A 23,032-nucleotide genomic window follows, 5' to 3' on the forward strand; every position below is an offset into this window, starting at 1 on the left:
TCGCGGTTAAATTTATTTATGCAAGGGTAATAAATTCTATCAAATTTATCTTTTTGCTCTTGTTACATCATGTCAAAGATCATTATTCTATTACTAGAAATGTGGAGAATAACGGATTCGAACCGTTTGCTTAATCCGCTGATCATTTCAGCTATTAAAATTCCATTTTCAAATACTGCACTAAATAATAAAACGATAGAATTTAGCACTATTGAAGCCACTTTCGTGGCCTTTACTGCTACACCTCTCTTGGTAAGCGGATGCAAAGGTAGAGCTTTTTATTTATTCTGCAACAGTTTTGATATATTTTTTGCAACTTTATTTCTGCATTCCACTATATTTTGATTTTAGTCTTTTAGAATCAACCCCTTATATAATTCATTTTTTCTAAAGTTTTTTGATATTAATTTATTAAAGGTTAGAAAACGAGTAAAAAAGTATACTAATAAAAGAAAAAAGAATGTTCTAATAGGGAACATTCTCTCATTTATTTAGTGTTTAAACTATGAATTCGGAATATTCTGGACGAATGCACTCCTTTTACTACCGTTGTTTGCCCACTTATTCCAACAAGGGAATATTGTCTGTTGTTATCTATTTATTTAAACAAAAGAGCATACTATCAAGTGTCATTTATTTAAATACTAATATCAATAAAAAAGGTTTTGTATCAAAATAAAAATCTACTTTGGGATATTTATTATTCTGTCTCATATCAAGTATTCTATTATCGTACATCATCATGTTGCTGTACCGATGCTAAATCTATTATTACAGAAGGAAATACAGCTATCGACCAGATAAAAGAAATCAAGAAAGTAAATATTTTGCTTGCTTCGAGGTTAAATCAGGCGACTACTCGTTTTATGTAAAAAACAAAAGATATATTCCAAAGTTTGCTATGATATTGTGAAAGATAACAATTAAAAACAGAGTGGAAAGTGACACTTTTTAATGATTTATAAAATAATACAGATGATTACAGTAAAAAGAACAGTTTTAACCCTTACCCTATTAGTTTCATTAATACCGACATTAATAGCACAGGACTTTTACGCAGCGCAGCGTAAAGATTGGTTATTAAAAGCCGAGCAGAATAAACCGAAATTACAATCTGCTATAAAGAAACCAAAACAATTAGTCAATATTGTAAAAGATCAATCGGCATATCAGGGATGGAAATCAATACCTACTGTGCCGATAGATTCACTATATAAAGTAAGCTTCAAAAAGCATAAAGAAGTAATTGTAGACTTTGGCGAGCATATGACCGGCTATTTTTCATTCACTCTATCGCCACTGAATCAGATACCTGATGCTCCTGTCCGTTTTAAATTCATATTTGGTGAAGTACCCGGCGAAATCGCAACCTCGTTCGATCCATATCCGGGAGGATTAAGCCGTGCGTGGTTGCAGGACGAAGTAATCACAGTAATGGAAATTCCGAGCACTGTTACTGTATCACGTCGTTTAGCTTTCAGATACGTAAAAATAGAGCTATTGGCTACACCTAGCTATGATTTCGCAATATCAGATATGCAATGTCGGGCTGTAACTTCTGCTATTAATTTTCCGGAAGCATTACCGAACAGCACTTCGCAAACTATTCGGGATATTGACAAAGTAAGTCAGAATACGTTGAAAGAGTGCATGCAGATTGTATATGAAGATGGGCCGAAAAGGGATCAACGTCTCTGGATCGGAGACCTTTATTTACAATCGATGGCAAATAATTATTCCTTTCAACAATACGATATAACTAAAAGCTGTTTGTATTTATTAGCTGCACTAAGTGGTGAAAATGGTATGCTTAATGCAACTGTTTTTGATAAGCCGACATATCATGCTTCCAATCAGTACTTATTAGAATATGCCTTTTTGTTTAATGTAACACTCAAAGATTACTTATTGGCGACAGGTGATAAATCTACAGCCGAAGATTTGTGGATTGTAGCTAAAAAACAACTGGATATAGCTAATAAGTATCTACAAAATGACGGACTAATGGATTTTAGACGTGCCGAGCAGGAATGGTGGATATTCTTCGATTGGAAAGAAGGACTTTATAAAGAAGTTGCTTTACAAGGTATTACTATCTTCACGTTAGAAAATACATACGAATTAGCAAAAATGCTGAATAAAGAAAACGAGGTAAAGTATATACCTGCCATGGTTAAGAAAATGAAACAAGCCGCACGCAAAAACTTCTACGATAAAAAAACAGGTTTGTTTTTCGCTGAGAGAAACAAACAAATATCGTACGCTTCTCAAATATGGATGATATTGAGCGGTGTAGTAACTAAAGACGAGGCTCAGCGGGCACTAAAAGCACTCGATGCAACAGAAAATGTTGTTTATCCGGGAACCCCTTACCTATACCATTATTATATACAATCGCTTATCGATTGCGGAATGGAAACAGAAGCGAAAAATGCCTTAATCGATTTCTGGGGTGGAATGATAGATAAAGGAGCCGATACCTTTTGGGAGGCTTACGATCCTAAAGATGATTATATATCGCCTTACAACTTCTTCCCGATCAATAGTTATTGCCATGCATGGAGTTGTACTCCCGTCTATTTTATACGAAAATATCCAACAATTTTTCAATAATAAATCTGTTGTCTCTTGAAATTGCGATTTGTAACTTCAGAAAGATAATGACTAACAGCGATTTATCTTTTTGGAGTTATTTGTTTTCAGACCTATAAGAATCTACTGCTTTTTTCACAGACCCGTGTAACAACAACAAGCGATTAGATTGCTCATAGTCAAGACCCAGCTCTTCAGCAACCATACGTGTACCCCTGTCTACCAACTTGGCGTTGGACAACTGCATATTAACCATGCGATTTCCTTTTACCCGCCCCAGTTTGATCATTGTTGCAGTAGTAATCATATTCAGAATCATCTTTTGACCTGTACCCGACTTCATACGAGAGCTACCTGTCACATATTCAGGGCCGACTATCATTTCTATGGCTATCTCTGCTTCCTGAGCAATCGGGGAATCGGGATTACTTGAGATAGACGCTGTCAGAATACCATGTTTACGTGATTCACGCAAGGCACCCACAACATAGGGTGTTGTACCCGAGGCTGCAATACCAATCACCGTATCTTTATCGGTTATATTATGGGCTTGCAATTCTTTCCATCCGGCTTCCATATTGTCTTCTGCCTTTTCAACCGGATTGCGCAATGCCGTATCACCACCCGCAATCAACCCTATAACTAAGGTCGGCGGCATTCCGAATGTTGGAGGAATCTCAGAGGCATCGAGCACTCCTAAACGCCCGCTTGTACCTGCACCCATATAGAAGATTCGTCCTCCTTGTTCCATACGGGGTACAATTTGCGATACAAGTCTTTCTATCTGAGGAATCGCTTTTTCGACCGCTAATGCAACTTTCTTATCCTCTTCATTTATATCTGTCAATAACTCCAGAACTGGTTTTTGTTCGAGGTCATTGTATAGTGACGGCTGTTCTGTTATTTTTATAAAAGTCATTTTAATATCTTATTTAGTTATAAGTCAGAATAATATTCAATCAGTCCTTCCATTGGTGATTGTGTAATAGTTCCTATGTTCAGATTCAAATCCCAACCCACTTTACGCAACACTTCCTGATAATGATAAGCCACCGATCCTGTAAAGTAAACATCATTGTTTTTGTAATCGTATTGCATTACGTTCTTCTTGAAAAAATCAGTAAATGCATTGTAAACCAGACTATAAATAGTTTCATCCTGAATATGCTTCATCAGAAAAGGAGATAAACTCGCCAGGAATCTATTTGCCATAGGCTGTTTATATACTTTGTCTAATATAAGGGCAGGAGTAAGATCATATTCATTGAGGAATTCTTCTTTCAAGCCTTTGGTTAATTGATTTTTGAGACAAGCCCCTATAAACAATCGCCCTAAAACCGCTCCGCTACCCTCATCTCCTAAAATATAACCTAATGGCGATATATTTTCTTTTATCTCTTTACCATCATAATAACAAGAATTAGACCCTGTTCCAATAATACAGGCAATACCTTGATGTGTACCACACAAACCTCTTGCTGCTGCCAGAAGATCACTATTCACATTGATAACAGGTGCATTGATATTATCAGCTATAGCATCCCGTATTATGTTATTCCTTTCGGGCGATGCACAACCTGCACCAAAAAAATGTACAGCATCAATTTTATGCCCATTGAATATGGGGAGCAATGAGTCCTTAATTTCTTCACTAATATCTTCCCGAGTACGGAAAAATGGATTTGCACCCTTTGTAAAAACCTGCATTACTTGCTTATTATCTTCTACCAAACGCCAATCGACCTTCGTAGAACCTCCATCTGCCAATAATATCATATCTTTATATAGATTTTCTTTTTATACAATATATACCCAATCACCCAATTAAATCCTACAAACAGAAGAGCAAAACATAATGACCCCAGATAGTCTCCCAGAAGAGGTTGTAGACAGATTTTGTAAATAAAACCGTGAATACTTATAATTTCGCCTTCGTATGTAAATTTGATATTTCCTAACAGTATAGAGAAAACACCCGCAGCTACATAGATGAAAAGAGGATTGACTCCAAACGATTCGAAGAAAGGTGTCCATCGTTTATGCCCTTTAATATCGACTATCCAAATAAGCAGAGCTAAAAATGTAGAAGCTAAACCACAGGTAGCGAGTACAAATGTCGGTGACCATATTTTTTTATTGATAGGGCAGCCATAGCTGAGCAGAAAGCCTGCGAATGTAAGAATAGCACCTATTATGAATAAGTTTGTAATTCGCTCATGATTATCCTTTGTGCTAAATAATACCTTTCCACAATAAAAGCCTAACAACACATGGCAAACGGCTGGTATTGTACTCAAAAGCCCTTCAGGATCAAGAATAACGCCACTATCGACATACATGTGGTTATCACCGAGTATTGCCCTGTCGATAATGGATATTATATTCTGTTCGCTAAACTCAAATCCATTACCAACTATCAATAATAGGAAATAGGCTATCAATGTAGTTACAATAATATAAGGTATATATTTATGCTTTACAAAAATTGCAATCAACGATGTAATTCCGTACGTAAGAGCCAGACGCTGCATGACTCCTAAAATACGGATATGTTCGAAATTTGTTACTGACTTAATAAAAAGGTCAAAACCACCCAGACCTTCTGCCGACAGACTACTGTATGTCCGAAATGAAAGCGATAACCAACCCAATCCTAAACCGATAAGGAATATTACGATTGTTCTTTTTATAATCTTTAATAGAGTCGGTTTACTAAACTCAAAATTAAATTTGCGCAATGATATATAGGTCGATATTCCCATTATAAACATAAAGAACGGGAATACGAGATCGGTAGGAGTCAAGCCATTCCATTGGGCATGTCCCAACGGTGCATAAATAGAACCCCACGATCCGGGATTGTTTACCATAATCATTCCGGCAATAGTAATACCCCTCAATACATCGAGCGACAAAAGTCTGCTACTCGGTTTATTATCCATATTCAATTTTATTTGTATAAATAATACTTTTTAGAAACTTGCTTAAATGGAGCAACTTCTTTATACCAGAAATCGCGAATATCGTCAAATCTATTATTTTTAGCAAAAGTCTCTCTTACATAGTTACTGCCTGATACCTGATCGAACATTCTGTATCGTTTATCATTCGCATTATCAAATACAGCTTTATCGGGATATAACTTAGCTATTTCCTGCATAATATAAAATTGAATATCTGACAATGCTGCTTTTTCATAATCCATGATATGTACCTGCACACCTTGCAATTGCTGGCCTTGTCCTACTGAATAAAACGGCTTGATATGTAACGGTCTGAAATGAATTCCCGGCAATTGGAGTCCATTAAGATTATTTGCTAAATCATCGGCTTGTATCCACTCGGCAGCAAACATCTGGAAAGGGATTGTATATCCAACGCCTATCGATAAATAGCCGAGTTCGCCCAATATCCCCGACACAGGATAAAAGACAGAAGAAATAGGTTGAGGAATATGAGGCGATGAAGGAATCCATTGCAAACCGGTTTCTTCATATCTCATTTTTCGTTTCCAGCCTTTCATTTTAACCACTTGTAATTTACATTGCTGCTTCAACATGTTTTCGCCATTTAATAATTGAGCAAGCTCGCCGCAAGTCAGCCCATACACATAAGGTATTTTGAATTGACTAACAAACGAAATAAACTTATCATCCACTAATCCGCCTTCAACTTTAAGTCCTCCAAGCGGATTCGGTCTATCCAACACGACAAACTCGATACCATATTGAGCTGCTGCTTCCATAGCCAAACCCATAGTACTAATGTATGTAAACGAGCGGCAACCGATATCTTGTATATCATATACTAATATATCCACATTTTCGAGCATTTCGGGGGTCGGAACTCTCGTTTTTCCATGCAATGAATATACAGGCAAACTGGTTTGAGGGTCTATAATATTTTCTACTTGATCACCTGCATGGGCATCACCACGTACCCCATGTTCAGGTGCGAAAAGTGTTGTCAGGTTCACATTAGGAGCTTCGTTCAATATGTCTATAGTAGATTTCATATTATTGTCAACTCCTGTCGGATTTGTAATCAAACCTACGCGTTTACCTTCAAGCACTTTGAAATTCTGCTCCTTAAGGACTTCTATACCTGTCTTTATTTTTATCTTCTGCGCAACAACTGCTACAGAAAAAAGGCACAATGCAAATGATGCAATTAATATTCTTTTCATACTATATCTATATTTTCGTTTTCTTCTTTTATTTCTTTTGCTTTACCATAATTAGGATCTATTTTCAACAGGGCAACGGCAATAATAGGAATAATACTACATATCATTACCCAGATAAAGAAATGATTATACCCCAACAGTTCTTGCAACCATCCGGCAAACATACCCGGAATCATCATTCCTAATGCCATAAATCCGGTACAGATAGCATAATGAGCCGTTTTTTGTTCTCCATCGGAATAATACATCAAGTATAGCATATAAGCTGTAAATCCGAATCCATAACCGAATTGTTCTATAAAGACACAGATATTTATGATAATCAAGCTATCCGTTTGCGAGAAACTAAGGTAGACAAAAGTAGCAATAGTGAGTAACATACTCAGTGCCATTGGCCATAACCATTTTTTCAATCCGCCTTTTGCTGCTGCAAGTCCACCGATTATACCACCAAGAGTCAATCCTATAATGCCGATTGTTCCATACACAAGACCCACTTCACCGGTAGTAAGACCCAATCCGCCAATATCCCTTGAATCTAATAAGAATGGATTTATTAGCTTGAGTAATTGAGCTTCGGAGAAACGGAACGTCAACATAAAGAATATAGCTGCCGCCGCTTGTGGTTTCTTAAAAAAGGAAACGAATGTGGCAGCAAATTCTTTCAATATAGAGCTTGCGGTCATATGCGGATGCGGTTTATCTGAATCGGGCTTAGGTAAACCGAAACGATGATAGAAACTGAACAAAATGAATAAACCTGCCAAAACAAAAAATGTAATAGACCATGCGAAAGGAATATTTCCCGACAAACCTTTATATTCTGCGGTACTTGTCGTATTTAGTTTAGGATCTACCTGAAAAACAATATACGCAGGTTTATTCCAGTTTTTTTCGCTAAACACCAATCGATCACCATGCAGAAGAGAGATACTTTTATCACCTCTTTCGAGAGTTGTATTAAGTATAACCTCTTTCTCCGCATCGGGTCTTTTAGATAAAGTAATAGCAGCAACAGCAACATTTCCTGTATGATCGGAATCTGTTTTTTCGACTTTCTCGCCAAAATTATCTCTGATCCAATTACCAAGAGGTTTAGAAACAGAGGTAGTCCATAAGCTTTCTTTTTTCTCTACTACGTTTACATTCGCAACATCTTCTTTTGGAACAAACCCATTCTCCTGATTAGAAGCTGTAACTGTTTTCAGAAAGAGTTGCAAACTATCTTTGTTAACACCATGAGTCCCTATCTGAATTACATCTTTATCTAATAAAAAGCGAATATTCCCTTCCTGTTCCACTACATTTTGCGATTGTGGGATATACAGAGTAGATTGTGTGTATTGAGGCGATACATCGATATTAACCTTCAATGGCTCGCTGCCTGATGCACTTTCCAAGAATCCCGCCAGTATAATAAGCACACCTTGTCCCATAATGGTTGCAACTCTATAAAATGTACTTCTTACGCCAACATACTTTGCTTGCTGGTTGGTATCGAGACCGAGCATATAAAATCCATCGGCTGCAATATCGTGTGTAGCCGAACTAAAGGCCAAGAGCCAGAAGAAAGCTAATGTTGCCTGAAAGAAAACGGGTAGAGGGATAGTAAATGCTATGCCGGCAAATCCTGCACCGATAAGCAATTGCATGGTGATAATCCACCAACGTTTTGTTTTTAGTATATCGACGAAAGGACTCCAAAAAGGTTTTATGACCCAAGGCAGATACAACCAACTGGTGTATAATGCTATATCAGTATTCGATATTCCCATTCGTTTATACATAATAACCGAAATGGTCATTACGGCGACATAGGGTAAGCCTTCAGCCAGATAGAGCGACGGAATCCATGCCCACGGCGATTTTTTATTTTCTTTCATAACTTCTTGTTTTTCTTAGTATAGTTCTTTTAAGGCTGCACCTATATAATAGTGCAATAGAATCTTGTCGTACGAATATCCTCGCTCTCCCATTACTGCGGCTCCTATCTGGCATAATCCGACACCATGCCCCCACCCTGCACCTGTGAGAATGAACTTATTATCTTCCTTATCAATGGTAAACGCGGAACTGTAAAGATGAGAAGTAGACAAAATGCGTCGTATCTCAAGTTCTTTACCAATGATCAATGTTTTTTTAGAACCTACGATCTTAAGTTTTATCAGTCGCCCCGATGTTCCCCTTTGGATAGGGATCAGTTCGTGGATTGTTCCGAAATCTATACCCGAACGATTCAAAACAAGAGCTGATAGTTCATCTTGTGAATAAGTTACCTGCCAGCGATAAAAATCGGTTGTCTCCTGATCGTAATTATTCAATACTTGCATCAATATTTTCTTATCTTGCGTATTACAGAAGGCTGTGGGACGTGAATCTATCCACTCGATTGCCTCTGTCTCTATCGTTAAGTCAGGTATATCCTGCGTATTCTCACTATCTCTTAATTTTCTTAGATAAGGAAATTTTATATCTTCCCAGCAGTTTTGAAACTCTTCGACTATACCACCGCAGCATTTAGAAAAACGTGCATCACAAATCTTACCTTCCGATTGTAAGATTTGCCCTCTGGTTTCTTTTATTACTTGTTTTACTGTCTCTAAATTTTCAGATGCTCGCGTAATACCTTGATATCGCTGACAATGATCGTCGGCACAGACATCAAAATTTACATGATCTTCACGATCATACCATCGAATTATCTCGTCTTCGGTTTCTGTAAATGCAGAATATTTTTCGTTCTTGGCAACAAGATCTTTATTCTTCTCAATCTGAGCCAACAACCAACTGCGTGATATTACAGCATGAGCCTTAAGTAGTTCTAATGAAGCATGTGCACTCATTTCTGACGAAATAACACTTGTCAGATAATCCTCTACGCCAATAAGGTTGATGGCTGTTATCATTTCATTCTCGACAATCAGCTTTAATGCCCCTTGAAATACCTGATCTTCTTTTCGTTCCCAATGAAAATTGATGCCTATTACTACATCTTTCAATGTAAACGAAGATTCGCAATTCTGAGGCTCAAAGCATAATTCGGTGTAGTAATTGCCATTCCACAAGATTTGCCCATCTTTATATGAAACGGTATTATTTTGCGCAACTTTGCCTTCTCGAAATGTATATTCACCATTAAGAGCAAATACAATCTCTTTACTCCATAAAATACCGACACTTACTTTTGGTTCCATATAGTTGTTACAGTTTTTTTATGTCGTTAATAATAGATTGCATTTTATCATCACTGATACAGACTTCTTTCAGTATATGACTAATATCAACAGCAGTTATCTTCCTAAAATCTTTTTCTAAAGGTGTTATAAATACTCCACCTAAATCGACAGAAGCAGGACTGATAAGAATATTGTCATCGCCTTCTGCATAAAAGCAAGCCGGACGATGTATTTCACGAGGTAAAACCCAACTATACCATTTATCTGATTCGTACCATGTAACGATATTCATCATGGGTTCTTTGTCATCTCCCTTCAATTCCATCAAAGAATACAATTGTTTGAAGAATATTACTACGTCCTCTTTATTCTCTGCTTCTAACAAAAAGCTATTTCTAAGATAGCTGTTTATCGCATAAACATTTAAACCGTTAGTTTTATAGATCAGGTCTTTAGTGATCGTTTTCATATCACTCTCTAAAGGTAAAAATCCTTTGCTTCCAGCCTGAAAATGGGCATGATCGGGCGCTGATGCTCCACATTTCGGTCCATTATAAAATATGGTACACTCATCAAGCTCTTTCGCCAGATCCAGCATATCGCTATAACGATCTAATATTAACTGATCTGTATGTTCGTAGGTAGGAATTGTATAGTGTTTTGGAAATATGGGAAACGGATTTACCAATACCTGATAATTCTCACCGAAAGGAATTCCTTTTTGCACTGCCGGTAAATTGTTGGGACAAAGAAAACATTTTCTTTCCTGAATAGACTGTGTGTCTACCTTAGCTGCTGACGACTGGATACGCGCAGGATTGAATTGTACCTTGACTATAAATTCACCAAACGAAAATTCTTTTGATTCTACTCCTGCAAGAGCTTCATAATTTATCTTCGCCAGCTCCCATTCTTCGAGTTGACTCTGTAATAGTACTTTTGCTTGTTGCGATATCAGGTTCATACTTATAGTTTTTCAATTCCAAAGAATAAAAGCCAGACCATAACAGAGATGGCTTTTACTCTTATAGGAAAAAGGTTTAATTAAAAAACAACTTAAGGTCACGGACCTATTTAGTCTTATTCAAGGCAATACGAGCTTCAAGCTCCCATGTACGTATCCTGTCCTTGTATGTATTATGTGCATTTGCTTTCACAATATCGAGCGACGCATCGGAGTTATCGTCCCAACGGCGACATAGGTATAACACGTCGTATATACGCCCTATTTGATATTCACGAGAGAAGTTCAATCCTAAGGCATAATCTTCACCATAACTGGTATTCGGCACTTTAATTTCCCTCAACACAGGGGTGTAAAAAGCACGTGGGGCACCAAGCCCGTTTATACGAAGTGCATTATTACGCCCATTGTCGGGGGTCCATTCTTTATGATCGATAATACCGGGAGGAATCTCGTTCATATCGAAATCGGTAAGCATATATGTTCCTACCACCATTGCACAATTCTGCTCGTAGAAAGCATCGACAATTTTTTGTAATGTATCTTCTCCCGAATAAACATCGTCACTATCTAACTGAACAGCGAATTTTCCACACTTAGGATGATGAACCCCTGCATTCCAGCAGCCACCGATACCTAATTCTTTATTTTCGGGTATAACGTGAACCAAACGTTCATCGGATGCAAATTTATCTATAGCTTCTGTTGTGCCATCGGTAGAATAATTGTCTACGACAATTAGGTTGAATTTGAAATTCGTTTTCTGACTAAGTACCGATTTTATAGCATCGGCAACAGTACGGATACGGTTGCGAACAGGGATAATAACAGATGCTTCATACTCGAAGTCTGCCTGATTAAATTCTATTTTTTTGAATTGAGGAGCCAGGTAAGCACCTACTTTTTTAAGGTGGTCAGTACATGCTTGTTCCATTTCTATTTGCATATCCCTGTTTTTAGGATCTACATAATCGAAATGGCTTCCTCCACTTTTGTCTGTATTATTTTCTATTTCCGAATACAAATATTCATTTATATGTACAAGATCTGCATATTGTGATACTTTCAGACGAAGATCGTATACACCTGCAAATTTATATTCTTTGTCCATATCAGCCACAGCTTTTTTCAACAAGTCTGTTTTATATAAAAGCACTGATCCGAAATTGAAATCGTCACGAAGACTTCCTTTTTGATATGCAATAACAGGAGCATTCTTTTTCTCATCGCCCACTACCTGATAATGATCGGCATATATAAGTCCTGCACCGGAATCTTTTGCTATCTGAAACATACGATCGAGTGCAAACATACCTAGTCTTAAATCTGCTGATTTTGTATAGATCAATGTATATGGAGCATCTGCCTGCGAACTTATTTTCTTTATAGTTGCTGTCGATCTCAATGAATCTATATTTATCACTTCACATCCCTCAACAGTATCTGTACATCCATTGTCGGTAAGCAAATAGATTTTATTAATAAGTGCCGATGCTCTTAAAGAAGCAATAGTTTCTTTCACCTGAGAAAGACTATGAAATGGAATAAAACAATTGATATACGCTTTCATCTTGAAAATTGTTTTTTAAATTTTTATATGTGATTATAATTTTATTTCTTCTCCTTTTTTACTCAATAAGAATAAGCCAATAAATGTAAGAAGAGCATTCAGTATCAGTCGCTCATGGCTGAATTCGTATCCGTTAAACCATGCTTTGGAGTTAGAATCAATAATAAAACATACTATTGGCGAAATAATAGCGACCAAAGGAACAAATCTGTCTCTCACTTTTTTCTTTGTAAATATACCAAACACAAACATCCCAAGTATCGGACCATACGTGTAGCTGGCTAAAACATATACGGCGTTAATAACCGATGTATTATTCAACAGATTAATAACGATAATTACCAAGCCCATAGTAACAGCCATACCAACATGAACTTTCTTACGGATTCCGGCGACTTCCTCTTCCGTTTTCTTCTTTGGACTTTCAAGTATGTCTACCGTAAAAGATGTAGTAAGAGCCGTTAGCGCCGAACCTGCAGCAGCGTAAGCGGCCGATATAAGACCTATAACAAATAAGACACCTACAATTGCAGGGAAATAGCCTTGGGTTGCAATAATAGGAAAGAGATCGTCTCCCCGCTCAGGCATCGGGATATTACTTTGTGCAGCAAATGTATATAGCAATACACCAAGCATTAGAAATAGCAGAATAATGAATATTTGTAATATTCCGCCTGTTACCATATTTTTCTGTGAGTCTTTATAGTTCTTACAACTCAATGTTTTCTGCATCATATCCTGATCCAAACCAGTCGTAGCAATAACTAAGAATACACCTGCCAGAAATTGTTTGAAAAAGAATTTACCATCGTTGACATCATCAAAAAAGAAAGCCTTAGACATATCACTTTTTTTAATCATAGTAAACATTCCGGCAAAGTCTAATCCCAAGTTTGTAGATATATAATAGATGCAAAGACCTACTGATACTATAAGACAAAATGTTTTTAGGGAATCTGTCCATATCAGTGATTTTACTCCGCCCCTAAATGTATACAACCAAACGAGCAAGACCGTGAAAACGACATTCAGAACAAAAGAAAGTCCCAATGGCCCGAAAACCAAAAGCTGTAAAACGATACATACTAAAAATAGTCGCACGGCTGCACCCAACATCTTAGAAATAAAAAAGAACCAAGCCCCTGTTTTATATGATGATATGCCAAAACGATTCTCAAGATATTCGTAAATAGATGTCAGATTCATCTTGTAGAATAGAGGTATCAGCACAAAGGCTATTATACATTGCCCGACTGCAAATCCTAAAACCATTTGAAGATAAGAAAAACCGCTTGCAGCAACCATACCCGGCACGGAAACAAAAGTCACACCTGATATAGCTGAGCCAATCGTTGCAAAGGCTACCACATACCATGACGACTGTCTGTTACCGACAAAAAAACCCTGATTGTCAGCTCTACGTCCGGCAATGTACGAAACGCCGAATAGTAATGCAAAATAGGCAGCTATAGTGAATAGTATTAGAATTGGGGTCATATAATGTTTTATTCGTGATATAGAAGATACGGTGTACGCTGTTTTTTAAACTTAGCAACATCATCTTTCCACATTAATTTTATTTCATCTGCAGATTTACCTGCAATTATCATCTTTCGGATATAGTCCACTCCTACTAGCTTCTCGAAAAACGGTTGAAAAAACTTATCCCCCATTTTAAGATTATTATATGCATCGATCACATAGCTAAGATCGAATTTATTTTCAAAAATTTCTTCATCCGAGACATTTCTCAAATCAACTCCATAGCACAGCTTATTTAATAGTGGAGGATTTTTAGCGCCCGGAATACTTTTAGGTGTAAATGTAAATGTGTAACCTTTCATATTGGGATGTCCGTAAACCTGAAAAGGAAATGTTGTACCACGACCTAAACTAACAGGTGTACCTTCGAACAAACAAGTAGAGGGATACAAATAGATAGATTTCATATTAGGCAGATTAGGCGATGGCGCCAATGGTAACTGATATAATGTCTGATGTGAATAATTCTTACATTTTACAACAGTAATATCACATTTACGAGAAGACGGCAACCAACCTTCGCCATTGGTCATTAAAGCAAGTTCACCCAATGTCATACCATGCACAACCGGAATAGGTAACCAGCCGACACCCGATTTATGCTTCATATCTAATATAGGCCCGTCTACATAATGGCCATTAGGATTGGGACGATCTAAGATTATCATTTTTTTATTATATTCGGCACATGCATCCATCAGTTTTACCATTGTTATATAGTAGGTATAAAACCGTAATCCAACATCCTGTATATCGAAAACCAGCACATCGAAAAGTTGCATCGATTCTTTACTAGGCTTTCCGGCAATTCCATCATATAATGAACGAATAGCAATGCCTGTTTTCTCATCCACCGAACTTGATACATGTTCTCCTGCATCCGCATCACCTCTGAATCCATGTTCAGGAGAAAATATTGCTGTCACATTGTGCTTTTCTCTTACCAGCATATCCACCAAATGCTCGTCTCTAACCATACCTGTATGATTAGATATAACAGCAACCCGCTTATTTTGAATGAGCGGAAAATATTCGTTTGTCGACTCCGCACCCATAACGACTCTTTCGTTTTGAGCGTAAGAGGTTAATGAGATGATTAAAAATAAAAGTATACTTACTCTTTTCATGATTTCTATTCTTTCAATTATTCACATTATAAAAATCTAAAGATAATGGTTTCGGAGGAAATAAATATTTGTTATCAATTCGATAAACGAAAATTCGATCGTGAAACAAATATAAAAGGATATATTTGAATAATTACATAAGATGATCAGCAAAAAGCATAAATTAACATTTATTTAGTATCGTATATTTATTTTAAATATTTAATTGGATTACAAGAGCCAATAAACAAAGCATAAATACTGATACAAACCCTTATAGAATGCCTAAAAAACTAACAAAACGCATAATTAATCTAATACATGAAAATATCAAAACACCAACAAAAGACACAACAATCTAATAAATAGATATATAACCAAACATACAACCATTAGCAAGCTGTATAAAACTTAAAATACATAAATATTTCATAACAAATACAAAAATAAACAAACGAAACGAAAATAATAGATAGAAAAGAATATATTTGTAACACATATATGATGTATATCATTTCATTCTCTCAGTGTATTTCTTGTATAGTAAAACAATCATCCATATGAAAAACACTATTTTATATTTATCAACTCTATTATTACTTACAATATCAGTACGGGCACAGGATTTTAAATTTGCTCTTGTTACAGACATCCACGTAACAAAAGATTCCCTTGCCTATAATGACCTAAAAAAAACGATAGACCAGATTAACAACACTCCCAACTTAAGTTTTGTTCTTGTAACCGGAGATCTGACAGAAGAAGGTGACCGGGAATCATTAAACAAAGTAAAGCTTCTTTTAGATCGACTCAAAGTAAAATATTATGCCATCTCCGGAAACCACGAAACCAAATGGAGTGAATCGGGCTCTACAGATTTTGGACATATATTTGACGGCGATAGATTTAAATTCGAATATAATGGATATACTTTTTTAGGATTTAATACCGGACCTATAATACGTATGATGGATGGGCATGTAGCCCCTCAAGATATAACATGGCTAGAGAAAGAATTTTCATCAGCAAAACAAGGAACACCGTTTATACTTGTCACACATTACCCTCTTCAGGACGGAGATGTCGATAATTGGTACGAAGTAACAGATTTAGCTCGAAAATACAACATAAAAGCTGTATTAGGAGGCCACTATCACCGCAATTTACTATTCTCTTACGATGGCATTCCGGGAATTATCAATCGCTCTAACCTAAGAGACAAAACAGATAATAAAGGAGGCTATTCACTTTACGAAGTAAATAAAGATTCGATTTCAGTATATGAACATAAAATAGGACAAAATCCTAAAAAATGGGGCGGTTATTCACTTACCCAAAAATACTACGCAGAAGACAATTCAAATTATAAACATCCGTCTGACTCTGTAAATCATATCTATCCTAAGATTAAAGAAAAATGGATAACCAGAATAGGTGGTACGATCTATTCATCACCTGTTATCTATAATAACAAAATATACGTAGGTGACGACACAGGTTTATTAACTTGTCTTTCACTATCAGATGGTTTGATAAACTGGACTTTCAAATCAGATAATAGAATTGTCGGTACACCAGCAGTCGAGGAAGGTATCGTTATATTTGGATCAGCAGATAAAAACATTTATGGTATAGACTCTGAAACGGGCAAACAGATATGGAAATATCCAACGCAAGAAGCCGTATTAGGTGCTGTTACTATCGAAAATGGAATTGCCTACATAGGCGCAAGTGATCACACATTTAGAGCAATAGATACTAAATCAGGCAAATTAGTGTGGGAATACGCCCATGTAAAAGGTTATATCGAAACAAAACCTCTTATCTATAAAGATAAAGTAATTTTCGGTGCTTGGGATAACAATCTGTATGCCCTAAACAAACGAACCGGTGAGCTCTTATGGACATGGAATGGCGATCTTACCCGTATGCATTTTTCGCCTGCCGCAGTATGGCCTGTAGCAGCACACGGAAAAATATTCTTTACAGCACCCGATCGGGTTATGACGGCATTAGATGCTGAAACAGGACAAACAATCTGGCGAACAAAAGAGTCGATGGTACGCGAAACTATTGGTCTATCAGCCGACAAAACGCAACTATATAGCAAAACGATGCAGGACAGTGTCGTATGCTATTCAGCAATAGCAAATGTACCGGAACGAATTTGGGCGACGAATGTAGGCTATGGTTACGACCATGCGCCATCTATGCCTGTCGAGAAAGACGGAGTAGTCTTCGGAAGTACTAAAAATGGATTGATTTTCGCTTTGGAAGCAAAAGACGGAAATCTTTTATGGAAACACAAGATAGGTAACTCACTTATAAATACTGTAGTGCCTTTAAACAACAAAGAGTGCTTATTTACATCGGCTGAAGGGCATGTAGGAATATTAGTAAACCTTGAATAAAAACAACAATTATTATAAATAACTCATTTGTAGAATATAGATACAATCTGCCTATGGAAAACTTCAACCTTCTCAATAACCTTATGTATTTCAATTTTATATTAAAACAATATCAACGAATAAACCAAGTATTATGAACATTCCTAGGAAATGCAGAAAAACACTGCCAAAGAAAGTTCTTTGTGTATTCGCTTTCGGGCTGATATGTTCGTTCATGGGTAGTGGTTATGCTAGTGCAAAACCTCATCTGAACAGCAATGTAATGGAGCAACAACAAGCTAAAGTTACAGTACAAGGAAAAATTATAGACGAAAAAGGAGAAGCCCTCATTGGGGTTAGTGTTGTAGCTAGAGGAACAACACAAGGCACTATTAGCGACGTAGATGGAAAATATACTATCAATACAACGCCCGATGCGACTCTTGTCTTCTCGTATGTCGGATTTCACCCACAATCGATTGCAGTAGGAAGCAGAAAAACTATAGATATCGTAATGAAAGAAGATTCCCAACTCATGCAAGAAGTTGTAGTCGTGGGATTCGGTGTACAAAAGAAAGAAAATCTGACGGGAGCTGTTACATCGGTAGATGTAGGTAAGACTCTCGACAGCCGGCCTATCCCCGATGTAGGTCGTGGCTTGCAAGGTGCTGTACCGGGACTTAGCGTTACAATACCGAATGGTGAAGTAGGTTCCGATCCTGTGATGAAAATCCGTGGACAAGTAGGTTCACTTACAGGTGGTTCTGCTCCTCTTATCTTGGTCGACAACGTCGAAATACCAAGTATACAAATGATAAATGCCAACGATATAGCATCTATTTCTGTACTTAAAGATGCTGCCTCTACCTCCATATACGGAGCTAAAGGTGCATTCGGAGTTATATTGATTACCACAAAACAAGGTGCTAAAGAAGAAAGTGTGGTAGTTGAATATTCAAATAATATTTCGTGGCAGAAGACATCGAAAAATATCAACATGGGCGGCATAGATGCTGTTGAATACTCTGTTCTGGCAGCTGAAAGAATTGGTAATACAAAATCAGGAGCTTTTTGGCTAGCTGACCGCACAAGTTTTGAAAGATCGAAACAATGGATAGAAAAATACAGTGGAAAAGTAGGTGCTAACGACCCTATGGTATACGGAAGAGACTGGTATATGGATGGTGCATCAAAAATGGGTGTACGATTATATGATTCATACGACTATATGATCGAAGAGTGGACTCCCGCTCAAGCTCACAATCTGTCTTTAAATGGCAAAAGCGGATCAGTTTCTTACAATATCGGATTAGGCTATCTTAACCAAAGTGGAATGATGAAGCCTGCTGACAAAGATGATTTCACACGCTATAACGCAACCATAAGATTGAGTTCGAAAATTAATAAGTACGTAACTGTACGAGGCGGTGTGTTGTATTCTGATCGTAGAAAACGCTACCCTTATGCTACAAATTCAACTACTGCAGATGCATGGTATTATGTTTATAGATGGGGACCTTTATCTCCTTTTGGAACAGAAAACGGAGATCCAATTAGAAGCGCTGCTTTCGAATTGGAAAACTCGAACACAGCAGAACAATCATATGGCTATACCAATATAAATATTGGCGCTACAATCACTCTATCTAAAGACTGGACACTGGATGCCGATTATACCTTTGCCAACCAAGATATGTCATGGAACAAACCGGGTACCCGATTTACAGCCAGAAACTCATGGGGTGGTGCTGTGGCCAGAAATGACGAAAATGGCAACCGTATATATGTAAACAATGAAGGTAATATTGTTCCTGAAGGCAGTGCTGATGCTATGCCGGCATACGAATTACCTTATGTAACCTATACCGGAAGAGGTGCAAATCCGGACCATATATATCGCGAAGCTGAAAATTACAGACAATCGACATCGAACGTCTTCACAACATATAATCTGAAATTGAACGATGATCATAATTTCAAATTTATGGCCGGTTTGAACTGGGTTAAGTCTAAAAATGTATCTAATTGGTCACAAAAGACAGATTTATTCGATATAACCAACCCGCAGTTCACTTTAGCTAACGGAACTCAAACAGCTGGTGGTAAAACATTGTGGGAGTCTCAACTAGGATATTTTGGTCGTATAAACTATATGCTAATGGGCAAATACTTATTAGAAGGAAACTTGAGATACGATGGTTCGTCAAAATTCCCGAATGACCTGAAATGGAGATGGTTCCCATCATTCTCTGCAGGCTGGATAGTAACGAATGAATCATTTATGGAAGAATTAAATCCAACCCTAAGCTTCCTCAAATTGAGAGGTTCTTGGGGTAGTATTGGAGACCAATCTGTCCCTAATAACTTATATGTTCCTCTTATGAATTCATTTACAAGTTGGGCATCACCGGCTTATCAATGGATCAACGGAGCAAATAAAGTACAAGGATATTCCACACCTCTTGCAGCTGATGCAAATATAACATGGCAAGATATTGAAAACCTAAATCTAGGTTTCGATCTTCGTTTATTTAAAGATAAGTTAGGTATAACTTACGATTGGTATCAACGTACAACTAAAAGTATGATTACGCAAGGTATCGATCTTCCTTATACATTTGGAGGCCCTGTTCCTAGAGGTAACTATGGAGAGTTGAGAACACGCGGTTGGGAGATTGCTGTAGATTTCAACCATAGATTCAGCAATGGAATTGGAATTAATTTCTTAGCAACTTTATCCGATGCTACATCAATGATCACTGACTATCCTGACGAAGCAACCAAGAATGTAAAAGATTATTATGCTAACTATAAAGGAAAACGTTGGGGAGACATCTATGGATACAGAACAGACCGTCTATATCAGGAAAGTGATTTCAATCGTGTAACTGTAGATGGAAAAGAAGTATGGCAATTAAAAGAAGGTAATCCCAATCAGGTTTATCTACAAAACTCGAGCAATTTCGTTTTTGGCCCCGGAGATGTGAAATTTGTAGATCTAAATGGAGATGGAAAAATTGATGACGGTAGCGGAGTTGTAGGCGACAGTGGTGACCTTGAAGTAATTGGTAATACGACACCTCGATACGAATATGGTTTCCGTTTAGGCGCAGACTATAAAGGTATCGATTTCTCTATATTTTTCCAAGGAGTTGGCAAACGCCAGATATGGGGTAACGGGCTTTTAGCTATTCCGGGTTACAATGCTGGTGATGGAGCAATGCCTCAGACTATTGCAGGTGATTTCTGGAAAGAAGACCGTACAGATGCTTTCTATCCGCGCCCTTATAATATGGCCGCAAGTGCTATAAATCTTAATAATATGCAGGTACAGTCCCGCTATTTGTTAGATATGTCTTATTTGAGGATCAAGAATATTACATTAGGTTACACTCTTTCTCCGGAATTAATAAAGAAAGCATATCTCAAAAATGCTCGTATATATATGTCTGTCGAAAACTTTTTCACTTTCGATAATTTGAGAGGTTTACCAATCGATCCCGAAGTAGTATCCGGTTTCTCTATGTTCAATGAGAGTAACTACAACTCGGGTCGTACAGGTGTGGGAACTCCGATGTTCAAGAGTTTATCTTTTGGCGTTCAGTTAACTTTTTAAAGCAAGAATTATGAATACAATAGAAATTATAAAAAATACAGCATCAATAATAGTCTTATCAACAATATTGGTAATGACTGGCTGCAATGATGATGTTCTGGATCGTCCGCAACTAGCTAATCCGGACGACGACACATATTGGACAAGCGAAGACAATCTGCGTTTGTATGCCAATGAATATTATGCTCAATTCTTCCCTGGCTACAATACCGGTTTTGTCGCAGATTATACACCGATAAGAGGTCTTACATTTAACGATGATGTTGTCAATTCCAACAGACAAGCCTTATTTGAAATAAGTGTTCCAAACACCAGAGGTAGTAATAACAATACGACAGGAGAAACTTCTGGTAGCGGTAGTGCCCCTGCATGGCTTAGCGAATATACTGGTCCTACGTGGTATTTCGGATGGATTCGCAAATCGAATGTTATGCTAAACCGGATGGATACAAGAATGACAGGTATACTTACAACTGAAGCATACAATCACTGGACAGCTGTAGCACGTTTTTTCCGAGCCTTAGATTATTGCAGACTAGTAAGTGTATTCGGCGATGTTCCATATATGGATAGATTAGTCACTACAATCGATAATGATATCCTATATCAGGATAGAACTGCCCGCAATGATGTTATGGATGCCATCTATACCGATTTCGAATATGTTTTAAATAATATCCGTGCCAGCGATGGTAATCAATATGTAAATAAGGATATTGCAGCTGCCTTTATTTCGCGCTGGATGCTATTCGAAGGTACATGGCAAAAATATCAAAAGGGAGATAATGCGAGAGCTAAAAAATTCCTCGATTTCTCGGTTAAAGCATCAGAGTTGGTTATGGGCAGTAAATACCAAATTGACGGTGATTTCCGTAGTCTTTTTGGATCTGAAGACTTAAGTAAAAATAAAGAATGCATTCTTTATAGAACTTACGATGCAGCCTTGGGTGTTACTCACGCTATTGCCTCATACAACAACTTAACTGAAAACCAAGCTTTTTCGGCAAACCTAAGCCTTGTGAAATCGTTTATTTGCAATGATGGCAAGCCTTGGCAGAATTCAACAGTGGCCAATGCTAAATCGTTTAGCATATCAGACTTACAGAAAAGCCGTGATCCACGATTTGAAGCTACTTTCTGGGATCAACCAAGAGAGCAGGCAGCAGGCTTACTATATACTGTTAAGTTCATAGATAGAGTTGGCCCGACTTATGCTGACAAGGGGGATTATCCACCCAAATATACCAGTCAAACAAATACCAACGATGCACCGATAATCCGTTATGCAGAAATACTTCTCAATTGGATTGAAGCCAAAGCAGAATTAGCTGCTTTAGGTGGATCTGCAGTATCACAAGGCGATATCGAAAGATCGATAAACGCTATACGAAATAGAGATCTAGCACCTGAAGCAATCGACAAAGGAGTTACAAAAACTGCTCCTATGAATTTAGGTAATTTGCCGAATGATCCAAGCCGAGATGCAAATGTACCGGCTCTGATATGGGAGATTCGCCGCGAACGTAGAATGGAATTGTACGCCGAACAATCTCGACTGTTAGATATCAAACGTTGGAAAAAAATAAATTATATGGATGGTGTTACAAATCCTGATTTGTTGAGAAGTATATGGATTGATATTCCAAATGAAATACCGACACTACTTTCTGATACAAAAATCAATGTAACACAGGTACAAAAAGAGAATGGAACAATTGTTGTATTCAATGGTACGAATCAAGCCGACATGGTTGGGTATTACTTGCCAGAAAATGTTGCAAATAGAGACCCGTTTACCGATAGAGTTTATTTAGCTCCTATTGGTAAAAACCAAATTGATTTGTACAAAGCTAAAGGTTACACTCTGACCCAAACGCCGGGTTGGTAACA

At 37.4% G+C, this 23,032-nt stretch carries 15 protein-coding genes; 5 read left to right on the plus strand and 10 right to left on the minus strand.

The window, feature by feature from the left end; genetic code table 11:
• Positions 1 to 665: 665 nt before the first annotated feature.
• Both G7Y56_RS16540 and G7Y56_RS16545 read left to right on the plus strand, forming a co-directional pair.
• The gene (locus G7Y56_RS16540; protein WP_165045300.1) at positions 666 to 872 is read left to right on the plus strand and encodes a hypothetical protein; all 207 of its coding nucleotides are present in this window, start codon (positions 666 to 668) and stop codon (positions 870 to 872) included.
• Positions 873 to 975: 103 nt separating this feature from the next.
• On the plus strand, positions 976 to 2,613 hold the full coding sequence (locus G7Y56_RS16545) for a glycoside hydrolase (RefSeq protein WP_165045302.1): 1,638 nt from the start codon (positions 976 to 978) through the stop codon (positions 2,611 to 2,613).
• 76 nt (positions 2,614 to 2,689) lie between these two features.
• Here the strand turns inward: G7Y56_RS16545 and murQ are convergent, their stop codons facing one another.
• From murQ to G7Y56_RS16595, 10 genes are all read right to left on the minus strand, one after another.
• Positions 2,690 to 3,511, minus strand: a complete 822-nt coding sequence (murQ, locus tag G7Y56_RS16550; RefSeq protein WP_165045304.1) for an N-acetylmuramic acid 6-phosphate etherase — start codon at positions 3,509 to 3,511, stop codon at positions 2,690 to 2,692.
• Between the two features lie 17 nt (positions 3,512 to 3,528).
• Complete coding sequence (locus tag G7Y56_RS16555; protein WP_165045306.1) at positions 3,529 to 4,368, minus strand: BadF/BadG/BcrA/BcrD ATPase family protein; 840 nt, start codon at positions 4,366 to 4,368, stop codon at positions 3,529 to 3,531.
• Positions 4,365 to 5,534, minus strand: a complete 1,170-nt coding sequence (locus tag G7Y56_RS16560; protein ID WP_165045308.1) for an acyltransferase family protein — start codon at positions 5,532 to 5,534, stop codon at positions 4,365 to 4,367. The genes G7Y56_RS16555 and G7Y56_RS16560 overlap by 4 nt, the downstream gene beginning before the upstream one ends.
• A gap of 8 nt (positions 5,535 to 5,542) precedes the next feature.
• Positions 5,543 to 6,778 carry an exo-beta-N-acetylmuramidase NamZ domain-containing protein gene (locus tag G7Y56_RS16565; protein WP_165045309.1) on the minus strand — a complete coding sequence of 412 codons (1,236 nt, stop codon included), beginning with the start codon at positions 6,776 to 6,778 and terminating at the stop codon, positions 5,543 to 5,545.
• Positions 6,775 to 8,661 carry an MFS transporter gene (locus G7Y56_RS16570; protein WP_165045311.1) on the minus strand — a complete coding sequence of 629 codons (1,887 nt, stop codon included), beginning with the start codon at positions 8,659 to 8,661 and terminating at the stop codon, positions 6,775 to 6,777. Before G7Y56_RS16570 ends, G7Y56_RS16565 begins: the two co-directional genes overlap by 4 nt.
• Positions 8,662 to 8,676: 15 nt before the next feature.
• Positions 8,677 to 9,972 (minus strand): SpoIID/LytB domain-containing protein, encoded by a 1,296-nt coding sequence (locus tag G7Y56_RS16575; RefSeq protein ID WP_165045313.1) that lies wholly within the window; start codon positions 9,970 to 9,972, stop codon positions 8,677 to 8,679.
• Positions 9,973 to 9,979: 7 nt separating this feature from the next.
• Entirely contained in the window at positions 9,980 to 10,909 is a 930-nt protein-coding gene (locus G7Y56_RS16580) for a DUF4922 domain-containing protein (RefSeq protein WP_370457712.1), read from the minus strand.
• A gap of 115 nt (positions 10,910 to 11,024) precedes the next feature.
• Positions 11,025 to 12,488: a glycosyltransferase family 2 protein gene (locus G7Y56_RS16585; RefSeq protein WP_165045317.1), complete on the minus strand. Its 1,464-nt coding sequence runs from the start codon at positions 12,486 to 12,488 to the stop codon at positions 11,025 to 11,027.
• 33 nt (positions 12,489 to 12,521) lie between these two features.
• Entirely contained in the window at positions 12,522 to 13,985 is a 1,464-nt protein-coding gene (locus tag G7Y56_RS16590; protein ID WP_165026572.1) for a sodium:solute symporter, read from the minus strand.
• An 8-nt stretch (positions 13,986 to 13,993) separates the two neighbouring features.
• Positions 13,994 to 15,157: an exo-beta-N-acetylmuramidase NamZ domain-containing protein gene (locus G7Y56_RS16595; protein WP_165045319.1), complete on the minus strand. Its 1,164-nt coding sequence runs from the start codon at positions 15,155 to 15,157 to the stop codon at positions 13,994 to 13,996.
• A 539-nt stretch (positions 15,158 to 15,696) separates the two neighbouring features.
• Here G7Y56_RS16595 and G7Y56_RS16600 point away from each other — a divergent pair.
• From G7Y56_RS16600 to G7Y56_RS16610, 3 genes are all read left to right on the plus strand, one after another.
• Positions 15,697 to 17,547, plus strand: coding sequence for a PQQ-binding-like beta-propeller repeat protein (locus tag G7Y56_RS16600; protein ID WP_165045321.1), 1,851 nt, complete (start codon positions 15,697 to 15,699; stop codon positions 17,545 to 17,547).
• A 133-nt stretch (positions 17,548 to 17,680) separates the two neighbouring features.
• On the plus strand, positions 17,681 to 21,142 hold the full coding sequence (locus tag G7Y56_RS16605; protein WP_255498778.1) for a TonB-dependent receptor: 3,462 nt from the start codon (positions 17,681 to 17,683) through the stop codon (positions 21,140 to 21,142).
• A gap of 10 nt (positions 21,143 to 21,152) precedes the next feature.
• A complete protein-coding gene (locus G7Y56_RS16610) occupies positions 21,153 to 23,030 on the plus strand; it encodes a RagB/SusD family nutrient uptake outer membrane protein (protein WP_165045323.1) in 1,878 nt (625 codons plus the stop codon).
• Positions 23,031 to 23,032 lie beyond the last annotated feature (2 nt).

This window comes from Dysgonomonas sp. ZJ709, from assembly GCF_011039195.1.
GTDB lineage: Bacteria > Bacteroidota > Bacteroidia > Bacteroidales > Dysgonomonadaceae > Dysgonomonas.

Coding starts and splice junctions, on each gene's coding strand:
- G7Y56_RS16545 (WP_165045302.1), top strand. CDS start 976: ATGATTACAGTAAAAAGAACAGTTTTAACCCTTACCCTATTAGTTTCA.
- murQ (WP_165045304.1), bottom strand. CDS start 3,511: ATGACTTTTATAAAAATAACAGAACAGCCGTCACTATACAATGACCTC.
- G7Y56_RS16555 (WP_165045306.1), bottom strand. CDS start 4,368: ATGATATTATTGGCAGATGGAGGTTCTACGAAGGTCGATTGGCGTTTG.
- G7Y56_RS16560 (WP_165045308.1), bottom strand. CDS start 5,534: ATGGATAATAAACCGAGTAGCAGACTTTTGTCGCTCGATGTATTGAGG.
- G7Y56_RS16565 (WP_165045309.1), bottom strand. CDS start 6,778: ATGAAAAGAATATTAATTGCATCATTTGCATTGTGCCTTTTTTCTGTA.
- G7Y56_RS16570 (WP_165045311.1), bottom strand. CDS start 8,661: ATGAAAGAAAATAAAAAATCGCCGTGGGCATGGATTCCGTCGCTCTAT.
- G7Y56_RS16575 (WP_165045313.1), bottom strand. CDS start 9,972: ATGGAACCAAAAGTAAGTGTCGGTATTTTATGGAGTAAAGAGATTGTA.
- G7Y56_RS16585 (WP_165045317.1), bottom strand. CDS start 12,488: ATGAAAGCGTATATCAATTGTTTTATTCCATTTCATAGTCTTTCTCAG.
- G7Y56_RS16590 (WP_165026572.1), bottom strand. CDS start 13,985: ATGACCCCAATTCTAATACTATTCACTATAGCTGCCTATTTTGCATTA.
- G7Y56_RS16595 (WP_165045319.1), bottom strand. CDS start 15,157: ATGAAAAGAGTAAGTATACTTTTATTTTTAATCATCTCATTAACCTCT.
- G7Y56_RS16600 (WP_165045321.1), top strand. CDS start 15,697: ATGAAAAACACTATTTTATATTTATCAACTCTATTATTACTTACAATA.
- G7Y56_RS16605 (WP_255498778.1), top strand. CDS start 17,681: ATGAACATTCCTAGGAAATGCAGAAAAACACTGCCAAAGAAAGTTCTT.
- G7Y56_RS16610 (WP_165045323.1), top strand. CDS start 21,153: ATGAATACAATAGAAATTATAAAAAATACAGCATCAATAATAGTCTTA.